Annotated in this window: 16 protein-coding genes; 7 read left to right on the top strand and 9 right to left on the bottom strand. The window is 43.4% G+C overall.

What is annotated here, in order from left to right; all coding sequences use genetic code 11:
* Positions 1-65 precede the first annotated feature (65 nt).
* The gene (locus AB4209_RS05150; RefSeq protein WP_017060092.1) at positions 66-629 is read right to left on the bottom strand and encodes an SPOR domain-containing protein; all 564 of its coding nucleotides are present in this window, start codon (positions 627-629) and stop codon (positions 66-68) included.
* A 216-nt stretch (positions 630-845) separates the two neighbouring features.
* Here AB4209_RS05150 and AB4209_RS05145 point away from each other — a divergent pair, with 216 nt between their 5' ends.
* Positions 846-3527 carry a GNAT family N-acetyltransferase gene (locus AB4209_RS05145; RefSeq protein WP_372055057.1) on the top strand — a complete coding sequence of 894 codons (2682 nt, stop codon included), beginning with the start codon at positions 846-848 and terminating at the stop codon, positions 3525-3527.
* Here AB4209_RS05145 and AB4209_RS05140 read toward each other — a convergent pair.
* The gene (locus AB4209_RS05140; protein ID WP_372055055.1) at positions 3519-4406 is read right to left on the bottom strand and encodes a LysR family transcriptional regulator; all 888 of its coding nucleotides are present in this window, start codon (positions 4404-4406) and stop codon (positions 3519-3521) included. The genes AB4209_RS05145 and AB4209_RS05140 overlap by 9 nt on opposite strands.
* 223 nt (positions 4407-4629) lie before the next feature.
* On the opposite strand from AB4209_RS05140, the gene AB4209_RS05135 reads away from it, so the two are divergent.
* Complete coding sequence (locus AB4209_RS05135) at positions 4630-6762, top strand: TonB-dependent hemoglobin/transferrin/lactoferrin family receptor (RefSeq protein ID WP_372055053.1); 2133 nt, start codon at positions 4630-4632, stop codon at positions 6760-6762.
* Between the two features lie 340 nt (positions 6763-7102).
* On the opposite strand, the gene galE is transcribed toward AB4209_RS05135, so the two are convergent.
* The 4 genes from galE to AB4209_RS05115 all read right to left on the bottom strand — a co-directional run bounded on the left by galE (position 7103) and on the right by AB4209_RS05115 (position 10916).
* Entirely contained in the window at positions 7103-8116 is a 1014-nt protein-coding gene (gene galE / locus AB4209_RS05130) for a UDP-glucose 4-epimerase GalE (protein ID WP_017060088.1), read from the bottom strand.
* Between the two features lie 82 nt (positions 8117-8198).
* Positions 8199-10175: a diguanylate cyclase domain-containing protein gene (locus AB4209_RS05125; protein ID WP_372055051.1), complete on the bottom strand. Its 1977-nt coding sequence runs from the start codon at positions 10173-10175 to the stop codon at positions 8199-8201.
* Complete coding sequence (locus AB4209_RS05120) at positions 10175-10711, bottom strand: YfiR family protein (RefSeq protein WP_372055049.1); 537 nt, start codon at positions 10709-10711, stop codon at positions 10175-10177. The genes AB4209_RS05125 and AB4209_RS05120 overlap by 1 nt, the downstream gene beginning before the upstream one ends.
* Complete coding sequence (locus AB4209_RS05115; RefSeq protein WP_102394477.1) at positions 10701-10916, bottom strand: hypothetical protein; 216 nt, start codon at positions 10914-10916, stop codon at positions 10701-10703. Before AB4209_RS05115 ends, AB4209_RS05120 begins: the two co-directional genes overlap by 11 nt.
* Positions 10917-11086: 170 nt before the next feature.
* Between AB4209_RS05115 and AB4209_RS05110 the strand changes: the two genes are divergently transcribed.
* The 3 genes from AB4209_RS05110 (at position 11087) to AB4209_RS05100 (ending at position 13660) form a co-directional block, all read left to right on the top strand.
* Positions 11087-11830: a 5-oxoprolinase subunit PxpA gene (locus tag AB4209_RS05110; RefSeq protein WP_017060084.1), complete on the top strand. Its 744-nt coding sequence runs from the start codon at positions 11087-11089 to the stop codon at positions 11828-11830.
* 134 nt (positions 11831-11964) lie between these two features.
* The gene (locus tag AB4209_RS05105) at positions 11965-12717 is read left to right on the top strand and encodes an allophanate hydrolase subunit 1 (protein WP_372055047.1); all 753 of its coding nucleotides are present in this window, start codon (positions 11965-11967) and stop codon (positions 12715-12717) included.
* Positions 12710-13660: a biotin-dependent carboxyltransferase family protein gene (locus tag AB4209_RS05100; protein ID WP_372055045.1), complete on the top strand. Its 951-nt coding sequence runs from the start codon at positions 12710-12712 to the stop codon at positions 13658-13660. Before AB4209_RS05105 ends, AB4209_RS05100 begins: the two co-directional genes overlap by 8 nt.
* Before the next feature lie 180 nt (positions 13661-13840).
* Here the strand turns inward: AB4209_RS05100 and AB4209_RS05095 are convergent, their stop codons facing one another.
* From AB4209_RS05095 to AB4209_RS05085, 3 genes are all read right to left on the bottom strand, one after another.
* The gene (locus tag AB4209_RS05095) at positions 13841-15295 is read right to left on the bottom strand and encodes an FAD-dependent oxidoreductase (protein WP_372055044.1); all 1455 of its coding nucleotides are present in this window, start codon (positions 15293-15295) and stop codon (positions 13841-13843) included.
* A gap of 532 nt (positions 15296-15827) precedes the next feature.
* Complete coding sequence (locus tag AB4209_RS05090) at positions 15828-18266, bottom strand: ABC transporter permease (RefSeq protein ID WP_102333627.1); 2439 nt, start codon at positions 18264-18266, stop codon at positions 15828-15830.
* A 1-nt stretch (position 18267) separates the two neighbouring features.
* Positions 18268-18942, bottom strand: coding sequence for an ABC transporter ATP-binding protein (locus AB4209_RS05085; protein WP_372055042.1), 675 nt, complete (start codon positions 18940-18942; stop codon positions 18268-18270).
* On the opposite strand from AB4209_RS05085, the gene AB4209_RS05080 reads away from it, so the two are divergent.
* Both AB4209_RS05080 and fabV read left to right on the top strand, forming a co-directional pair.
* On the top strand, positions 18941-19558 hold the full coding sequence (locus AB4209_RS05080; protein ID WP_017060079.1) for an arylesterase: 618 nt from the start codon (positions 18941-18943) through the stop codon (positions 19556-19558). The two genes, AB4209_RS05085 and AB4209_RS05080, sit on opposite strands and share 2 nt — an antisense overlap.
* An 81-nt stretch (positions 19559-19639) precedes the next feature.
* Entirely contained in the window at positions 19640-20839 is a 1200-nt protein-coding gene (fabV, locus tag AB4209_RS05075) for an enoyl-ACP reductase FabV (RefSeq protein WP_017060078.1), read from the top strand.
* Positions 20840-20844 lie beyond the last annotated feature (5 nt).

Raw genomic sequence — 20844 nt, 5'->3', positions numbered from 1 at the left:
TTAAACAAAACAGCGAGTCTTAAAACAAAAGAAGGAGCATTTGCCCCTTCTTTATGAATCAAAACTTAGTTCAACTTGTTAAGCGTTGGGTATTCAGAGTTCTTGATGTCATCAATGCTCTTAACGAACGGCTTCAAGTTTTGGAAAGTGTTCGGCAGTGTTGAGATTGCCTTTTTAGCTTCTAAGCGTGTTGCGTAGTCACCATAAAGTACCGTGAACCACTTAGTGCCGTTAACCATTTTGTAGTTTTCCCAAACTGGTTGAGAAGTCGTAGGTAGCATTTTCACGAAAGAATCGACTTTACTTTGGCTGCCAACAGCAACAACTTGAACTGTGTAACCAAAACGTTGGTTCATGTCTTGTTGTTTCTTGGTTGGGCCTGTCACTACTGCAACTGGCTTAGCTTTAGTCGTTTGAGCGACTTTCTGTTCAACAGGTTCGGTTCTGATAACGTTGACAACATTTTCTTCAACAACGCTTGTTTGCTCAGATTGAGATACAACTGGAGCTTCAACTTTTGCCGTTTTGTACTCTTCTTGATAACTATCTGAAGTGACATTGGTAACGTAGTCGTCAGATACACACGCAGCCAAGAGCAGTGGCAAAGTCACAATTGCAAATTTTTTCATGGAAAGCTCTATATCCTTAATAATAATTACTATAAATCATGCCGATACGTCGGTTTAGAATCAAGTTAACTTTGGGATTATACACCATTAGTGGGTGACCTATTTCACAAACTTTATGCAGTGTTTGCTTATTCATCTGAATTCGGTGAATTTGCCATCAACCTGTGAGTGCAAAGTAAGTTACGATGAACTTACGTGCATTGCTAGGATATGTCTATGAATCATCTTGATCCCCTACTTAAACCCCGTTCAATCGCTGTTGTTGGTGCTTCTCAACGAGAAACACGCGCAGGATATATTGTTATGAACAATTTGTTGCATGGGGATTTTAAAGGTGCGGTGATGCCGGTTACGCCGAAATATGATTCAGTGGCCGGTGTGCTTTCTTACAAGAACATTTTGTCGTTACCGATTGTTCCTGACCTCGCAATCTTGTGTACCAATGCGACCCGTAATGTCGCTATTTTTGAAGAACTGGCTGAGAAAGGTATAGCCTCTGTCATTGTACTTTCTTCAGACATGCAGCAAGAAAGCGATAATGGTGAGACGTATGATGAACGATGCCTAGCGATTGCCAAAAAGCACAACATTCGAGTGTTGGGTTCCAATAGTTTGGGGGTGATTGTCCCTTGGTTAAATTTGAACGCCTCATTCTCTCCAGTGACAGCATTACCCGGTAAGATCGCCTTTGTTTCTCAGTCGGCAGCTGTGTGTACCACTATTCTCGATTGGGCTAATGACAAAGAGATCGGTTTTTCGGCGTTTGTCTCTATAGGCAATGGTAGCGATATCGAATTCTCGGAGTTATTGGATTATCTCAGTACCGACTCTCACACCGAAGCGATATTGCTTTATGTAGACAGCATTACTGATGCGAGGCGCTTTATTTCTGCAGCGCGTGCGGCTTCGCGTAACCGACGAATTTTGGTGTTGAAAGGCGGTCGAACGGCGAAAGGCAGAGCCGCAGCAATGGCTCACACTGGCGGTGCCGACACATTAGATATTATTTATGATTCCGCAATCCGACGCAGCGGCATGCTACGAGTTAAGAACTTACATGAACTGTTTGCTGCGGTAGAAACACTGACTCATTCAGTACCATTGCGAGGCGAGCGCTTGGCTATTGTTACTAATGGTGGCGGCCCTGCGATTATGGCTGTGGACACCCTATTTGACCGCGGTGGTAAGCTCGCAGAGTTTTCAGAAGAGACACTTGATAAGTTGAACAAGGTTTTGCCATCGAGTTGGTCTCATAGCAATCCTATCGATATTGTCGGCGACGCTGGTGATCAACGTTATATCGACACTATAAACATCTTACTCGATGGCGATGAAGCAGACGCGATTCTTATCATGCACAGCCCTTCAGCGGTCGCACATTCTGCTAAAACGGCAGAACGAATTATTGAAGCGATTAAGAAGCACCCTCGCCACAAGCGCTTTAACATCCTGACGAATTGGTCTGGTGAGCTAACAGCAAGGCCCGCACGAAAGCTGTTTACCGAAGCGGGTTTCCCAACTTATCGGACCCCTGAAAGCTCTGTGGTCGCATTCATGCACTTAGTCGAGTACAGACGTAACCAACGTCAGTTAATGGAAACGCCGACCACTGCAGAAAAAGTACACATTGAAGATCTAGCAGATGCGAAAGGTTGGATAGAAAGAAAACTACTGGATAAAGATACAGTCAGCCTTGATACTCACCAAAACAGTCAGTTTTTCAAGAGCTTCAACCTCGATGTGTTACCAACTTGGATCGCTTCTGACCCAAGTGAAGCGGTACACATCGCTGAAACGATCGGTTATCCCGTCGCAGTAAAATTACGTTCGCCGGATATTGCACATAAGTCAGACGTACAAGGCGTGATGCTCAATTTGCGAAACAGCAGTGAAGTTGCCAATGCGGCTCAGGCAATTCTCGATCGTTCTCAATTATCCTTCCCTACAGCAAACATCCACGGCTTGTTAATTCAAGGTATGGCTAAGCTCGCGGGCGGCCAAGAGTTGCGTATTAAGGTTACAACAGACGAAACCTTCGGCCCAATCATATTACTTGGACAAGGTGGTTCGGAGTGGGATGAGTCGATTGATGCCGCAGCTGCTTTTCCACCGCTCAACATGACACTGGCGCGTTACTTGATTATTCGAGCGATAAAAAGCGGCAAGATTCGTCTACAAAAACTCCCTAACCCCATCGATATAGAAGGTTTGTCTGAGTTATTGGTACGTATATCGCAAATGGTAGTGGATTGCCCTGAAATACATGATCTGGATATCCATCCAGTACTGGCCAATGGTGACAAGTTCACGATATTAGATGCCGATATCATCTTGAAAGCGTACGAAGGCGATCCACAGGAACGTCTTGCGATTCGCCCTTATCCGGTCGAGCTTGAAGAACGTATCCAGCTAAAAGATGGAACCGAAGTGTTGTTACGCCCTATTCTTCCCGAAGATGAACCGCTTCATGCTGACTTCATTAACCGTGTGTCTAAGGAAGATCTCTATAAGCGTTTCTTTAGTGATGTCGGTGAATTCAATCATGAGACGTTGGCGAATTTCACTCAGATTGATTTCGATAGAGAAATCGCCTTTGTGGTCGTTCGCGAGGAACAAGGCGTTCCAGCGATCATCGGCGTGTCCCGTGCGCTGATTAACCCTGAGAACACAGACGCCGAATTCGCAATATTGATTCGTTCTGACCTTAAAGGTGTTGGTCTAGGTCGCATTCTTATGACCAAGGTTATCGATTACTGCCGTGCGAAGCAGACCAAGCAGATGTCGGGTATGACGATGCCAACCAATAGAGGGATGCTGACACTAGCTCAAAAGCTCGGTTTTAAGCTAGATATCAGTTTTGAAGATGGTACTGCAGATATGGTGTTACCGTTACTTTAACGCCCATGTCTTTTTAAGATGTTGGATACACCAAGACTTGGCGTCGCCCATTTTGTTGCGTCGCCAAGCCATAACAATATCGATCGGTTGTGGTTCTGTACCGGAGATCTGCTGTAGTACGCAAGATTCAATCAAAGGTTTAGCGACACTATTCGGTAAGGTGCCAATCCCTAGTCCTGATGTCAAAGCCTCTACTTTCGCAGGAAAGCTTGTCACGGTTAAACGTGGCTGTTTCTCTAGAATATTGATGCTTAGTGCTGGCTGATCGCGTGCGGTGTCTGCAATGGCAATAACCCTGTAACTTTCTCTGGCCTTCGGGTCGAACTCACCAGAACGTTTGTGAACATAATGGTTTGATGCTGCCACCCAAACCATTTCTATTTTACCTATTACGTCACTTTTAATGTCGTTTGGAATCGTATCAAGCTTTGGGCACACAAGTAAGTCAGCTCGGCCATCGGCCAGAGATTCCCAACATCCAGCTAAGATTTCTTCTTGTAAACGAACGCGTGTTTTACTGATTTTACCTAGTTCATCAACCAGTGAGAAAAAATTACTAATCGGAATAATGCCATCAAAGGCGATAGTTAGATCTAGCTCCCAACCATTAGCAAGAATACTCGCATCGTTAACGAGTTGTTCAGTCGCACCAAGAATTATCCTGCCTTGTTCTAGTATTAACTGCCCCGCTTCCGTGAAATTTGCACGATGCCCAGACCGATCAAAAATCATGATGTCTAGATCTTGCTCCAACTTCTGAATTTGGTAACTCAATGATGATGGCGCTCGGTCCATTTCATTCGCTGCTGCGGCGAAACTTCCACGACGATCGATAGTATCTAGTATGTGTAATGCTTCAAGTGTTATTGGGCTATGCATAGCTTTCCTACTATAAATTGAGATTTACATCACAAAAACAGAAGCATTCACAGAATGAATGGAACTGAATAAGTCTTTTTAATACAAGTGATTAAGAGCATTAATTATGAATTAGTTGATAAAGTTGAAAATTAATTAAATGCAAATAATAGTAATTATCATTTAGATCCAATATTATATTTCGCAAATCAAGATAATACTATGGAACTAAGGTAACTATCAGATGTATAAGCAATCCCTGCTCTCTGCTTCAATCGTTTTAGCGCTTTCATCAACATCAGCCTTTGCTGAAGATTATGCCCTATTTGACGAGGTTGTTGTATCTTCGACTCGTACTAATCAACAACTTGAAGATGTTGCTGCGTCGGTAACTGTGATTAACGATAAAGATATCGAAAAAAACATGGTTACGGATGTAGAAGACTTATTTAAGTACACACCAGGTGTCACGGTGACTACGAATTCTCGCCAAGGGATTCAAGGTATTAACATTCGTGGTATGGAAGGTAACCGAGTAAAGGTTATCGTTGATGGAGTATCACAAACTAGCCAATTTACTCCAAGTGGTACTCAGTCATATAACTTCATTAACTCTTCACGCATTGATGTCGATACGGATATGTTGAAGTCTGTCGAGATTGTTAAAGGTGCGGCTTCTTCTCTGTATGGTTCTGACGCGATTGGTGGTATTGCTGCGTTCGAAACAAAAGACCCGAGTGACTTTTTAAAAGACAAAGACTTCGGTGGCCACGCGAAGTTCAACTACTCTTCATCTGATAATACCTTTAGCGAATCGGTTGCTTTAGCAAATCGTATTGGCGACCTAGAAACGTTAGTTGCTTATACTCGCAGAGACGGTGAGCAAACTGATAACTTTGGTACACCTGATGAGCAAGATACTCAGAACAACAACTTGTTGGTTAAGCTTCAGTACCAATTAAACGAACAACACCGTTTAGAGTTTTCTGGTAACTTCATTGAGAATTCTGGTGATACCGATTTAAATAGTGCAAGTTACACCGACTACACTGGCGAAGACAGAACTAGCCAACAGCAAATCGGTATCAAACATATTTGGGATGCTGACCTAGCGTTTGCAGATACTATTACTTGGCAAGCTGACTGGCTGAGCAAAGAAGAGAATGGCGTAACTAATCGTACTTCTAATGGCGGTATGTTCCTACCTCCGGCAGGTAATGTTCAGAAAAAGGACTATATCTACGAGGATGAAGGTTATCAATTTGATGTGCAATTCGATAAGTTCTTCATGATGGGTAATGTAGAAAACTACTTTATCTATGGCGCTTCATATTCGGACAAAGACATTAAAAACGTTAATAACGAATATAACTCCATCAGCGCAGACCAAGTTATTTTCTACATCCCTGCCGCATCTGAAAGAAAATATGGATTCTTTGCTCAAAATGAAATGACGATCGGAAATTGGATGATTACTCCGGGTGTTCGTTTTGATGGTTTTGAAACTGATCCAGGTGATACAAGTCAAAACCCAAGTGGTAACCCAGAAGAGTCTTATGCAAAATATTCAGACTCAGCTGTTACCGGACGTTTGGGTACAACTTACACGCTTAATGATGAAAATAAGATCTTCGGTCAAATCAGCCAAGGCTTTAGAGCTCCTGATTTCCAAGAGCTTTACTACTCATTTGGTAATCCTGCTCACGGTTATTTGAATGCCCCTAACCCTGACTTAGAAGCTGAAGAAAGTATTTCATACGAGTTAGGTTGGCGTCATAACACAAATTATTCATCAAGCGAAATCGCTATCTTCTACAGCGATTATGATAACTTTATTGATAACGTAGCAGTTAGTGGCTCAGCCACTCCGGCCGATCCAACAATATATCAGAATGTAAACATTGATGAAGCCGTAATTAAAGGTATCGAAGCGTCAAATACACAGTCTTGGAATAGCTTCATGCCAGTGAAAGGTGTTAGTACTCGTGTTTCTGCAACGTATACTGAAGGTGAAGATGGCGAAGGTAATCCTCTTAACAGTGTAAACCCTTGGAACGCTGTCGTTGGTTTTAACTATGATGCTCCTTCAGCACTATGGGGTACATCACTTAACATAAGCTACACAGCAGGTAAGAAGTCTAGTGATATCAACAGCGATGGTTTGAATGATGAAATTCTACCAATTGATTCAGCAACTGTAGTTGACCTAACAGCATACTACTTGCCGATGAAGGATCTTACGCTTAGAGCAGGTCTCTTCAACGTTACGGATGAAGAGTACTACTCGTGGAATGACGTTCGTGGATTCTCACAAGAAGATAAAGATTACACGCAAGCAGGTCGTAACTGGTCAATTACAGCTAAATACGAATTCTAATTCGTTAAAAAACTGAATTGCAGATACTAAAAAGCCAGCTAAATGCTGGCTTTTATTATTTCACTAAAAAATTGTATAAAAAAGGTAATAAGTGAAATTACTTCTCTGCCATCTCTTTTTTAACCATTACTGCAGCAGCAACGATGAAAGTGATGATTAGGCCTAGTTCCATGATTAACTCCAAAGAAAATTAACATTAAACATATAATTCGCGAGCATAATAACACAGCGGATACAGAATGATACTTTTTAACCACTAATTTACTTTTTATTCGATTAAGATCAAAAAAGATGCCCGAAAGCATCTTTTAATTTTTGAATCATTCACGAAACCACTAGGTTAACCAGGGAATCCATTCGGGTTTGTTGACTGCCAGCGCCATGTATCTTCGGTCATTTCAGCCAATGTGCGGCTTGCATTCCAGCCCAGTTCTTTCTGAGCTTTAGCTGGATCTGCCCAACACTCTGCGATGTCACCAGGACGGCGTTCAACTAGCTTGTAAGGGATCTCTTTACCGCTTGCTTGTTCGAATGCTTTAACCATGTCTAACACACTTGAACCGTTACCCGTACCAAGGTTGTAGATATGAAGACCGTCTTTGCACCCTACTTTCTCAAGCGCTGCGATGTGGCCATCAGACAGATCCATTACGTGGATGTAATCGCGAACGCCAGTCCCGTCTTTTGTTGGATAATCGCTACCAAATACAGATAGGAATTCACGGCGGCCCACTGCTACTTGAGAGACAAATGGCATTAGGTTATTTGGGATACCTTGCGGGTCTTCACCTAGCTCACCACTTGGATGTGAACCTACAGGGTTAAAGTAACGCAGCAGTGTAATGCTCCAATCAGGATTGGCTTTTTGGAAATCGGTTAAACACTCTTCAACCATTAGTTTACTACGACCATATGGGTTGGTAGCGCTTGTTGGGAAGTCTTCAGTAATTGGCACACTTGCAGGATCACCGTATACCGTTGCTGAAGAGCTAAATACCAAGGTTTTTACACCCGCATCACGCATTGCATCAACAAGAACTAAAGTGCCGTTTACGTTGTTGTCGTAGTATTCAAGAGGCTTTTCCACAGACTCTCCGACGGCTTTCAGACCAGCAAAATGGATAACCGCTTCGATGTTGTGTTGCTTCATAGTTTCAGTCAAAAGCGCTTTATCACGAACGTCACCTTCAATGAAGTTGGGACGAACGCCCGAGACTTTTTCGATGCGCTCTAGAACGCTTGGTTTGCTGTTGTACAAGCTATCAAAAAGTACAGGTGTCATACCTGCGTTGATCATCTGGATACTTGTATGGCTACCAATGTAACCCATGCCACCTGTAACTAAAACATTCATGCTTAGCAGACCTTTTAATTAAAAATATTCAACCTATCACTTATGATACAACAACTTAGGGTGAGCTCACAAACACCGGTGCCTATTTACCCTCACGAGCGAACACAAACTGACCTTTTCCTTTGCGTTTCGCTTGGTACATAGCCTCATCAGCAACCTTTAGAATCACGTCAATATCACGCTCTGAGCCATCAACTAAATTGATACCTAAGCTCGCCCCAACATGAAGTGAACGCTGTTTATAATTCACTTCTTGCCCGATCAGATCCAACAATCGCTCGGCTAACTTCGCTAATAAGACTTTGTTTGTCTGTTTAATAATAAGAACAAATTCATCACCCGACAAACGTGCAACCAAATCCCCCGCTCTTACCTGAGATAATAACCGGCTTGACACTTCTTTAAGGATTTCGTCACCCGCATCGTGACCATAGTTGTCATTCACTTCTTTGAAGCCATCCAAATCCAAGTAAATAACCGCAAAATGCTGATTTGAATAGTGGCTCGACGTGACAACATCATCCATAACCTTATACAGCTGCGCTCTATTCGCTAACCCGGTTAATGCATCGTGATGAGCCAAGTGTTCGAGTCTTTCCATCTCTTTAACGTTGGATAAATCAGACAGCGTTAATACCATATCAAACTCGTCTTTCTCGTTGTCTGAGGCAATTCGATTCACTTTGACAAACATTGGAACTAACGTGCCGGACGCGCTTTTCTCCCACACTTCGCCTTGCCATTGACCATAGTTGTCTAACGAACTGCGAATTGTCGGCATCAATGATGAAAATTGCTGCCACGAAAATACTTCAAATGGTGTTTTGCCCACCAGCAGATCAGAGTGATAACCGAGAAGTTGTGTGATCGCCGGGTTAACCATGGTTATCACATTGGATGAGTTGAGCACGATCAAGCCGTCTTTGCTGTTTTCGAAAACACCCGCAGCAATACGTTGGCGACTCATGGCCGTTTCTATGTCGGTGACATCTTGGATTGCATAAAGAATACGACCATGTTTTGTCAAAGAACGACTGCTCACACGAAGCCAGCGTTTTGATTGAAAGAGATCGGTGGTTTCCAGCAATTCGTCATTAAGTTCAATATTGGCATCAATAACATCTTGTAAGTAACCCGTTTGCTTGGTCGCGATCAACTCTTGGATCAACAAATTCTCAAGAAAGGCTTCCGAGCATTTAAAAATATCCCGAGTAGCTGCGTTCGCATGAAGAATGAGCCCTTTTTCATCCACCACCAACAAAGAGTGCTGAACGGTTTCAATGACCTCATTTGCGAATGATTTTTCTTCTTGTAACTTGTCTAACGTAAAATTGATTTGGTTATCGCGATGTTGAAGCCTTTCTAACATGGTATTGAAAGCTCGAACCAGATCGCCGATTTCATCGCGGTTCGTTACGACTAATTTAGGCTGCTTCGAACGACGCTCAACAAAGGCTTGCATCGCCTCATTGAGGTCAAACATCGGTTCGATAATCAAGCGTTGCACCAATTTGACCACTACTCCGCCTAACATCACCAGAAACAACAGGTAGACGACCGCAACCTTGAAAATATTCGTTAAGATCGAATTAAACGTCTCTTTCGATATTGTTACTCTCAAGTTCGCGATCACTGCGCCATCCAGTGTCACTGGAACGAGCAAGAAGATGAAATGCTCAGAGATGGCAAATTGATGATCGGCGATATCGTCTAATTCTTCTGCGTTTGGCCTTGGAACCAGAGTGTTGCTCACCTGATAGCTGGCAAAAAGCTGTTCGTTGATGTCATAGAGCTTCACTCTAACAATATCTTTATCTGCGACGAAAGCTGACAATATTTCCTGAGCCGATGACTTGTCTTCAAATAAAATCGCGGCTTGCAAGTTATAAGCAACACCTTGTGCTAGCACTTTAACACGCTGAATAAGACTCTCTTTCTCTCTCTCAAACGTGACAGTGTAATTTACCGATTGGATCGTTACAAAAGTGACTGCGATGAAGATGATAATGGGTAATATCAGCTTGTTTTTAATCGATATGTTATTAATGAAAGACAACATTATTGGCCCTCCACTATAGCGATTCGTAACAGGTTCGAGCCAATGACGTAGTCACCGCGCCTTGCGTTCTCTAGATTGATCTTAGGTTTGAGCTTATTATCGATGTGCGTGAGTTCAATGATTCCACCTAAGTCCGTAAAGTTAGGGATATCACTGATTGTCACAGTATGTGGCGAGTGCTCTTGACTAAGAAATTGGTCATTTTTACGGTCAGACAAATACGTAATATCACACTTAGAAGTAATCGACTGTTGAACTCGGATAGCGAGCGAACGAATAGATTTCCCCTCGGTAATTGACGTTAGCACTTGGCTTACCTTTTCATCGCCAATCACACAAAAGTTCACAGCGTTCATTGAGCTTTCATCATTCCAACGTATAAAATTCGCAATTCTAAAAAGGTACACCGCTTTCACTTCATAAGGCTTGAAACTAGCCGCCGATGTATTCAAAGGCACAATAAACATAGCTATAGTGGCAAGGCTGAGTTTCGTAAAACCGAGCTTAATACGGTACTTGAGCCACTTAGAATTCATGAGAGATCCTCACATATACGGACTCTTGGTTGACACAAATCTCGGTAAGTTTTTGTGTCACTTTCGAAGCCGTTTCCATTTCGACATCTAACATAGACAACTCTTCAAGGCTCATCGACATCAGCTGGTCTAGAGAGTTTTCTTGAGCAGAGACAAAAACAGGTATCGTTAATGCTAGTCCTAAGCAAACCTGGCGGGATATCATGTGCTCACCTAATATACAGATAGATATTAATCCTTTAATCAATAGTTCAACTATATATGAAATGCCATACTGGTAAATCTACGGTGTCGAAAGTTTGAGTTAGGTCACTGTTTATTTATGGTATTTATAAGACCGTCATTACTTACCTCAACGTAAAGGATTAGCACCACGTGACAACGAAGATTTTGCTTAATTGCGACATGGGAGAAAGTTTCGGCAATTGGAAGATGGGCGATGACGAGTCGGTCATGGAATGGGTCGATATGGCAAACATCGCTTGTGGCTTCCACGCGTCTGATCCGCACGTTATGTCCAAGACGATAAAACTGGCGCAGCACTATCACACCCAAATTGGTGCTCATCCCGGTTATCAAGATCTCGTTGGTTTTGGTCGCCGTTCTATTCCACACACCATGGACGAAATCAGTGAGCTGGTTTGTTATCAAGTCGGTGCATTACAAGCCCTTTGCCGCTATCACCATACCACTGTTGGCTATGTGAAACCTCATGGCGCTCTTTATAACGATATGATGGCAAACATTGATGTGTTCAATGCGGTAGCCCAAGCCGTCGCTGAGTTTAACATCCCGTTGATGATTCTCTCTTCATCAGACAATCAACAGTATTTGGATATTGCTGACGACCATGACTTGCCTCTCTTGTTTGAAGCGTTTGCCGACCGTGCTTATTTAAATAACGGACAATTAGCGCCACGTACTCAAAAAGGCTCGGTTTACGTCAATCAAGACGATATCTATAACCAAGTTATGCAAATCATTAACTATGGCTCGGTTACGACTTTAGAGGGCGAAAGACTGCCTATTGAAGCTGATACTATCTGTGTTCATGGTGATAACCCTCAATCCATCGCATTAATTAGAAAAATCAGACAAGACCTCAACGCTTTTAATTAGTATGAAGCGTGTGATTGGTATGACGCATGGTCTAATCGCTCGTGAGATCTAATTGATTTGTATTGGCTTGGACACGGAAGTGAGACACGCCAAGTAAGCTAAAAAAGGCAAGATAACAAACGTATGGAAACGAAATGACGACGAATCAGATTGAATTCAATATAGCGCCAGTCGCGGAATGCAGCGTTTTGGTGACCTTGACGCTATCGCCTTCAAATAATCAATCTAGCGCCGAATATGCGCAATACATAGCTCACTTTTCCGATGCCATTCGCCAAAACTTAGCATCGGTGTTGATGAATGTGACACCGGCTTACCAAACAATATTGGTCGACTACCTCCCTTATCGAATATCAGAACAGCAGCTCATTGAACAGCTCAATAATTTGTTGAGTCATGCTCTGTCGTCCTTTTCTAGTGTTAGTAAAACTCGCGATACGATTGAGCTTCCTGCCTATTACTCACCAGAAACGGCGCTCGATTTAGACCGATATCAAAACAAAGACCTGTCGCTCGACCAGATAATTCAACATCACACCTCACAGACATACAGCGTCAGTGCGATTGGGTTTACGCCTGGCTTTGCCTTTATGTCGGATGTGGTTAATGAGCTTGCCTTGCCCCGTCACTCCACACCCCGCTTAATTGTGCCCAAAGGCAGTATCGCCATCGCGGATACGAAAACAGCTGTGTACCCTTCGGATTCACCGGGCGGTTGGAATATTATTGGCAATTGCCCACTTCCGTTGTTCGATCATAGCCAGTTGAAGAACGCCGATATCACGCAAAGACCACTGTCTCTGCTTAATGTTGGTGATACCGTCCGTTTCATAGCGATTTCAAAAAAAGAATTTGTAGAGTTGGGTGGAGGCATCGTAAATGGCTAAGACAAAAACTAAACCAACACTGACAGTGATTAAGCCCGGCCCGTTGAGTTTGATTCAAGACTTTGGGCGATTTGGTGTTGCTCATCTTGGATTAACGCAAGGTGGACCGGTTGATGACTACTCTTATAGCTGGGCTAACCATCTATTGGGCAACCCAGTCAACCAAGCGGCGTTGGAAATCACGCTTGGGCAATGTGCGTTGAGAATCGATTTTGATTGCGAGATGGCACTATGCGGGGGTGATTTACAAGCGAAACTCGATGGTAAACCACAGGCTAACTGGAGCACTTTTCAAGCTTTTAAGGGGCAAGTTCTCTCATTTGGTTTGCCTAAAAATGGTCTAAGGGCGTATTTAGCCATTAAGGGCGGTTTCGATGTTCCATCAACTCTTGATAGCTGCTCTACAGTCACTCGTGAAAAGATTGGTGGATTAACGCAAGATGGCGAGCCATGCCAGAAAGGGCAACAAATCGCTTTTACCCAACACCAACTCTCTCATCCATTTAAAGCGTTGAGTGTTACCTTCCGATACACGCCTGATTACAATCTACCCGTGAACCTACGAGTGATTGAAGGCTATCAAAGCGAGCTATTCTCCGAGTCAGCAAGAGAGATTTTGTATAACGCGCAGTATCACGTTGACCAAAACTCTAATCGGATGGGTTATCGACTCAGTGGCGAGCCCGTAGACTCGCCTGACATTTCGCTATTGTCAGAAGGCATTGCCCTAGGTGCGATTCAAATTCCACAAGATGGACAGCCTATCGTGCTGCTTAATGATAGACAGACCATAGGTGGTTATCCGAAGATAGGATGTGTCGCCAGAATCGATTTACCACGCTTGGCGCAAGCAAAACCTGGACATGCGATATCGTTCAGCAAGGGCGATCGCTTGGGCTTACAAGATGTTTGGTGCCAATGGGCTCAGTTTTTCGGCTATTAGTTTTTGCGATGTGTTATGTGCTAAATGCTATGTAGCTGAGAATAATCAACTAGGAAGATGTCATTTAGATGAGGTTCGGTATCTAAGCAGATGTTGAAATGAAGATTCGGCTTACCTATTACAGTAAGCCGAATTGAAGAAATTAAACGCAGTCGATGATGATAGACTAATTATAGGCTATTAAGCGTGATCTTGACCTGACACCTTGGCAAGCGCTTCTGGGTATCCACGTTCTTGTGTCAAATCTATCGCTCTGTTTTCAATATCATTTAGATTAAGTGACATTGTCACTGAGTGTGTGTCTTCAATAGATGCCGCCTCTGATACATCAAACCATTGCTCAGCGACCTTTTGTGCAGCTTCTAATGTTGAAGAAGCTTTTACTACTTCAAGTCGAGCATAGCGATCCCCACAGAATGAAACGTCTGAAGCTCTTAAGCTTGGATCGGTTCCCGGAATCTGTTGTGCACCAAACAAAGGTTTACCACCGACCAATGCAGAACTGAAACTTGGGATGAACTGAGACATATGCGTTATTGCCGCGCGAGTTCTTAATTCAAGCTGATCTTCACTCCAACCCGATACGATTTTCTTAAGCAGCTTCGAAGGCAACTGTGGCTGTGACGAGTCTGTTGACGATGAAACAAGCCCACCCTCAAACAGAGTAATCCCTTCTGTCATGCCGTGAAGTTGGAACATACCATCAGCATACGGCGTTAATTGCGCCATGCCTTGCGGTGTGCCTCTCGGGCCATGGAAGATAACTTCTGGCCACTCTTCCTTACATTCTTGCGAATATGGCCACTCTGTAACGTATGCAGCTTTAAACTCAACAAGTCTTTGCTGCTTAGAGCCAACAAAGTCATCTACGATACCCGTTTCAAACCCACTCGCATTAATCAAGTAATCGGTCGTTAGTTGGCAGCTTTGGTTTTCGGCATCGGTATAAGTCAAAGACCAACCTTGACCTGTCGACTCAACAGAATGTAATCGGCTGTTGGTTAACACAGTACAGTTAGCTTGTTGCCCCAAAGAGAGTTGAGCGGTCGCAGAAAGTCGGAATACGCTCCAGCCATACTCTTGGACCATCGCAACAGGATACTTTAGGGTCTCTAAATCCGTATGCTTGGCGAAAGGAATACACCAATCATCAAGCGATGTTGGTTTCAGAGGCTGTGTTTTCGCAGAAAGTGCTAATAAATCTTCTTTGCTGTACAGCTTATAATACTCTTCCGGATCACCGAGCACTTGGTTGCTTTTATCTTGTTTAACAAGATCGGCATAAGCGCTTTTGATTATCTTGAGACGAGGAAGCAGATCCAACGGCTCTCCACCATCACTGTGCGGAACGGCGATGATTGTCGGACGAATATTGATCGTATGAGGGAATAAGCGGACGGTATCAATTGACTGTGTGAGCAATTGAAGACACTGCTCTACAGAAATATCTCGATACAAATTGCCGCCAGCGTGCAGGTGGCAAATTGGTGGACCATTAACCAAACTCGGCCCTTTTTCTAAGATAGTGACCTTAAAACCCAACTCACTAAAGTGAATCGCGCTCGTTGTTCCGGCAATACCACCACCAACAATGGCAATAGAAGGTTGATTTGTATCCGTTTTGTTGTGGTTCATCGTGTTCTGTAGAATAAGATTAACTGCCTCTATTCTACTTTTGTTCTGCGATGAATTAAAACACATTTTTATCAAGGTCTTAGATAGGCGGGATTTAATATCTATGTAAAAAACATAAATAATCTCTTGACTCAATAACTCCAGATAGGGTTTTAAAGGTTATTCTAACAGTCAAATTTGTCCTAAGTGACGCCACATAAAGGCTGCCTCAGTACTCTTAAAACATAGCGGTTAACTTATCCCTAAAGTTATCCACCGTTTTTGTGGATAACTGTTGATAACGTTCTTGCTAAGTTGCGCAAACCCTTTGTTTACAGGGACTAACCGCTGTTCATTAAATCGGCATTATTGGGTAATTAGTTTTAAAAAATGCTAAAAACAGTGGAATCTAAGGTGCGATATTTTTTACTTATGCTACCGGTTGGTTAAATAAAAAACGGTCTAAAGCGACGTATTATAAATAGTGCATGACTAAGTATAAATAATCTCACTTTTAGACCGTTTTAAGCGCTTGGCTAGATCTCGCTAACGACTAGCCAAAATCCTTGTTTACTGGTGCCAACAAACGTTTGATTAAGCTATTCACTACCGCGGCTAATGTGATGAACGTTAGCACCGGTAGCGCTATCCACAACATCGGGTGAAGTGAAGGTTGTAACTCAAAACCAAAGTTCATCACTCCTGCCACGCTGAGCTCAGAACCAAGGGCTGCAATTGAGCCTGCGACTAACGCCATTAAACCGTACTCACACCAAATAGTATTGAGAATTCGCTTCTTACTCGCGCCTAATGTTCGATACAAGCGTATCTCTTGTTGTCTTTGAGATAAGCTCAATCGCAATAGAGTGAAGATAAGCAACAGCCCCGCCACCACACCTAACGCCGCAAGTACGGTAATCGACCAAACAATCTGCTTAAGCAACTCTTGGATCTTGCTACCCATCTTACGAATATCCATCAAACTCACGGTTGGATGATTTCGAGAGAGTTCGTTGAGCATCTGATTGTGTTGTTCTTCTAATCTGAAGCTCACTAGCCAAGTAGAAGGGATTGAACTCAAGACATCTGGAGTAAAAATGAAGTAGAAGTTCGGCTTCATTTCTCGCCACTCGACTTTGCGGATGCTATTCACCTTGGCAGAAACATTCTGGCTGTTGATTGTGAATGACAGCTCATCGCCAATCTTTAGATCCAGTTGCTCCGCGACATCCGATTCTACAGATACGCCATGCTCTTGTGTCCAGTTACCTTCTAATACTTCATTGTACTTAGGTAAGCTATCTCCCCAAGTGAAGTTGATCTCACGGCTTAGTGCGTCTGTTTCTCCAGAGGTATCACTGTATTCCGATGCTTCGACACCGTTTATCGTCGTCAGTCGTCCTCGGATAATTGGAAACGCTTGAGTACGCTCTACTTCGTTTGCATCAATCGTCTCGAGATAACTGTCTTTTTCATAGCTTGCAATGTTAAGTGCAAACGCATTTGGTGCGTTCTCGGGTAAGGTTTGCTGCCAATCTGACAGTAAATCACTTCTTACCAACCAGATGATAGACAGCAACATCAGTGAAAGCGCTAAAGAGCCAAATTGAATCCCCGTTGCTAAAGGTGTGCGATTAATTCTGCTCAATGCTAAACGCATAGACGTAGATGTCGGTAACTTGCCAACCAAACGCAGAACAAGCGTACTGACGACCGCAAGTACTAAGAACAGGCAAGCGATACCCGCTAGAACTATCCATACCAATAGATTGTCGCCATACATCAGCATCATTGGAATAATCGGTACCAGTAACAACAAATATTTCTTGTAGCTTTCATTGGACTGGTGACTTGATTGGATAACGCTGATTGCCGAGGTATTGACCAAGCCAATTAACGGGATACCAAGAGCAGGAACACCAATTAAGATGCTTGATAAAATCGCCAAGATTGCAGGTTCAATACCATAGCTAGGAAGTGGCGTTGGTAATAAGTCACCCAGAGGTATACGAAGCAAAAACTCTAAGCCGATACCGATAGTTATTCCCAGTACTGCACCGATAACCACTAATAAAGATACCTGTACAGACAACCATTTAACGATCCACTGCTTGCTTGCACCCAAACTCTTAAGCATCGCGATGGTTTTACGGCGACTCGCAACATAATGTTGGCAAGTGAGTACCAAAGTGGTCGCAGCCATGATCACAACAATAGCAACGGTTAACGAAAGATATTGAGTCGTGCTTTCGAACATGTCGTTAGTACGGCTCGCAGAATCTTGAGTACGCCAGCGATCGCTTGGTGTTAATTCTACGCTGTCTTGCGCGGCTTGCAGTTTTGTATCATCACCGTTGAGAAACAGCCTAAAACTAACACGACTGCCCGGTTGAATCGCTCCCGTGGCATCAATATCGCTTGTATGAATCAGAACGGCTGGCATCTGTTGGAATGGGTTAAAGCTTAAGCCTGGTTCTTGAGTGATTCGTCCAGTTATCGCTAAATCGGCATCGCCAATAGTGACAACGTCACCAATCTCAACCTCTAACTGTGCAAATATACGCTCGTCTAACCAAAGTTCCCCTGGCTCAACATGGTTACTTGATGCTTTATCAGCACCCACTAAGATCATTTCACCGCGTAATGGATAATTACTTTCAACCGCTTTCACCGTCACTAACTGCATCGAGTTGTCACTGAATGCCATGGTTGAAAAACGAGTCAACTGAGAGCTTTCTAACTGTTCAACTTGAGTGAGGTCTAATAAGGATTGTGGAACTGGGTTTGCTGAGATAAACACGATATCGGCAGTAAGCGCATCTTTGCCCTGCTTAACAATTACCTGCTCCATACGTTCGGCCAACGCCGACAATGCAAATACACAAGCAATAATAAGCGTTAAAGCGATTGAAACTGGCCAAAGCTGACCGTGTCGAATCTCTTCGATACTCCATGAAAACAGGCGTTTATTCAGTCCGTTTGATGAATTCAATTTAGACTTCCTCTATCTGACCGACATGCATCTTGAGTGTTCTTTGGCAACGTTGTGCAAGCTTAGGATCGTGTGTCACCAAAACTAAAGTTGTGCCATGGGATGAGTTCAATTCAAACAACAACTCAACAATTTTGGCTGCCGTTTGTTGGTCTAGGTTGCCTGTGGGTTCATCGGCAAAAAGAATTTTTGGCTTAATCATAAATGCGCGCGCCAACGCGACCCTTTGTTGTTCACCACCAGATAGCTGCGACGGTAAGTGATCAAGCCTGTCTTTCAAGCCTACTGATTCAAGCAGAGCAGTCGCGCGTTCGATGTCTTCGTCTTCTCCCTTTAACAAACAAGGTAACGTGACATTTTTTAGCGCTGAAAGACTTGGAATTAACAAGAAGCTTTGAAATACAAACCCTACCGATTCACTGCGGATCTTCGCTCTTGCCTCGTCATCAAGCTGTGAAAGTGGCTGTCCTAATAAACTGATTTCGCCTTTCGTTGGTACATCAAGACCAGCAAGCAGCGTCATTAAGGTCGATTTACCCGCGCCAGACGTGCCAACAATCGCGACAGTTTCGCCTTCACGAATATCGATATCGACGTGCTCTAGGATTGTTAAATGTTCTTGATTAGTAGACACTGTCTTCGAAACAGCTTCTGCTTTAATGATGGATGTATGCATGACTCGACTAATTTCCTTTTTATTCTTTATTTTATTTTCAACCGCTTCTTTGGCTCAAGATACCCGCTTAGATTCTAAGTTACTGGTCCTTGGTGATAGCCTGAGTGCTGGTTACAACATGGACATCAAACAGAGTTGGCCAAGCCTGTTACCAGACGCGTTAGCAAAGCATGACAAAACGGTAACCGTGGTTAACGGGAGTATTTCTGGTGATACAACGGGCAATGGTTTAGCCCGCCTACCACAATTGCTTGAAGAACATGCTCCAGACACCGTTCTTATCGAACTTGGTGCGAATGATGGACTTCGTGGTTTCCCACCTAAGCTGATGTCTGCAAATCTTGAGCAGATCATTGAGCAGATAAAAGCTGCGGGCGCCAAACCTATAATGATGCAGATTAAAATCCCACCAAATTACGGAAAGCGTTACAACCAGCAGTTTGAATACGTTTTTGCAGCGCTTGCTGATCAACAAAACGTGCCACTTTTGCCGTTTTTCCTAGAGCATATCATCCTCAAACCTGAGTGGATGATGAACGATGGACTGCATCCAAAACCAGAAGCTCAACCTTGGATTGCTGAATTCGTCGCCGAAGAATTATATCAGTATCTTTAAGTTTTAATGGTCTAGCTCAATAAATTTTACACAGCTTTACGTTAGCCTGAGTGCATATCACCGTTAACTGTAAGGTTATTTATGCTGATCGAACCTGTTATCAAGGGTGTGGTAGCCAAAAGCGCTCACCCTCTTGGCTGTCAAGAAGCCGTAAAGCAACAAATCAAGTTTGTTAAGAGTGCGCCGCAAATCAAAGATGGCCCTAAACGAGTACTGATTATCGGCGCTTCCTCAGGCTTTGGCCTTGCCGCTCGTATTGCCCTTACCTTTGGCGGCGCAAAAGCTGACACTATCGGCGTCTCATTCGAGCGCGGTCCAAACGAAAAATCCCTAGGTAGTGCTGGTTGGTACAACAACATCTACTTCAAAAAAGAAGCCGAACGAGAGCAACGCACTGCTATCAACATCGTTGGCGACGCATTTTCGCAAGAAACACGCTCACAAGTTGTCGAAGCCATTGAAACCTACTTCGAAGGTGAAGTGGATCTGATTATCTATAGCTTAGCTGCAGGCGTTCGTCCTAAACCAGATTCCGATGAGTTTTGGCGCTCTGCCATCAAACCTATTGGTGAAAGCGTAACTGGCGCAACCATTTCTCTGGAACACGACAACTGGGTCACCAACACGCTTGAAGCCGCGACGGAAGAAGAAGCCGAAAGCACACTCAAAGTGATGGGAGGCGAAGATTGGGAACAATGGATAGATGAGCTCATCAACGCAGAATCTATTGCTCCGGGTTGTAAGACAATCGCGTTTTCTTATGTGGGTCCAGAAGTCACACATCCTATCTATTTAGACGGTACATTGGGACGCGCTAAGATCGACCTTCACCAAACCAGCCACGCTCTTAATCTAGAGTTAGCTAACTTTGATGGCAACGCTTACGCTGCGGTATGTAAAGCCCTAGTCACTAAAGCGAGCGTTTTCATCCCTGGATTAAGCCCTTACTTACTTGCTTTGTATAAGGTGATGAAAGAGAAAGAGACCCACGAAGGTTGTATCCAACAAATGCAGCGTCTATTTAGCAGTAAACTCTATGGTCAATCAAAAGTACCACTTGATGGTGAGCGATTGATCCGTATGGATGATTGGGAATTAGATCCAGAAACCCAAGCGCACGTAACTGAACTACTAGAAAAGATGGATGAAAACAACTTCCAAACTTTAGGTGATTACCAAGGGTTTAAAGAGGAATTTCTGCAATTAAATGGGTTTGCTCAACCCTCGGTAGATTATAGCCAAAAACTTAATACAGAGGATTTTATAAAGTTAAAGCCTTAAACGAA

This window comes from Vibrio sp. 10N.286.48.C11, from assembly GCF_041469805.1.
Classification (GTDB): domain Bacteria; phylum Pseudomonadota; class Gammaproteobacteria; order Enterobacterales; family Vibrionaceae; genus Vibrio; species Vibrio crassostreae_C.
The sequence above is the reverse complement of the archived record's forward strand: the minus strand, read 5'-3'. Positions and strand labels throughout refer to the sequence as shown.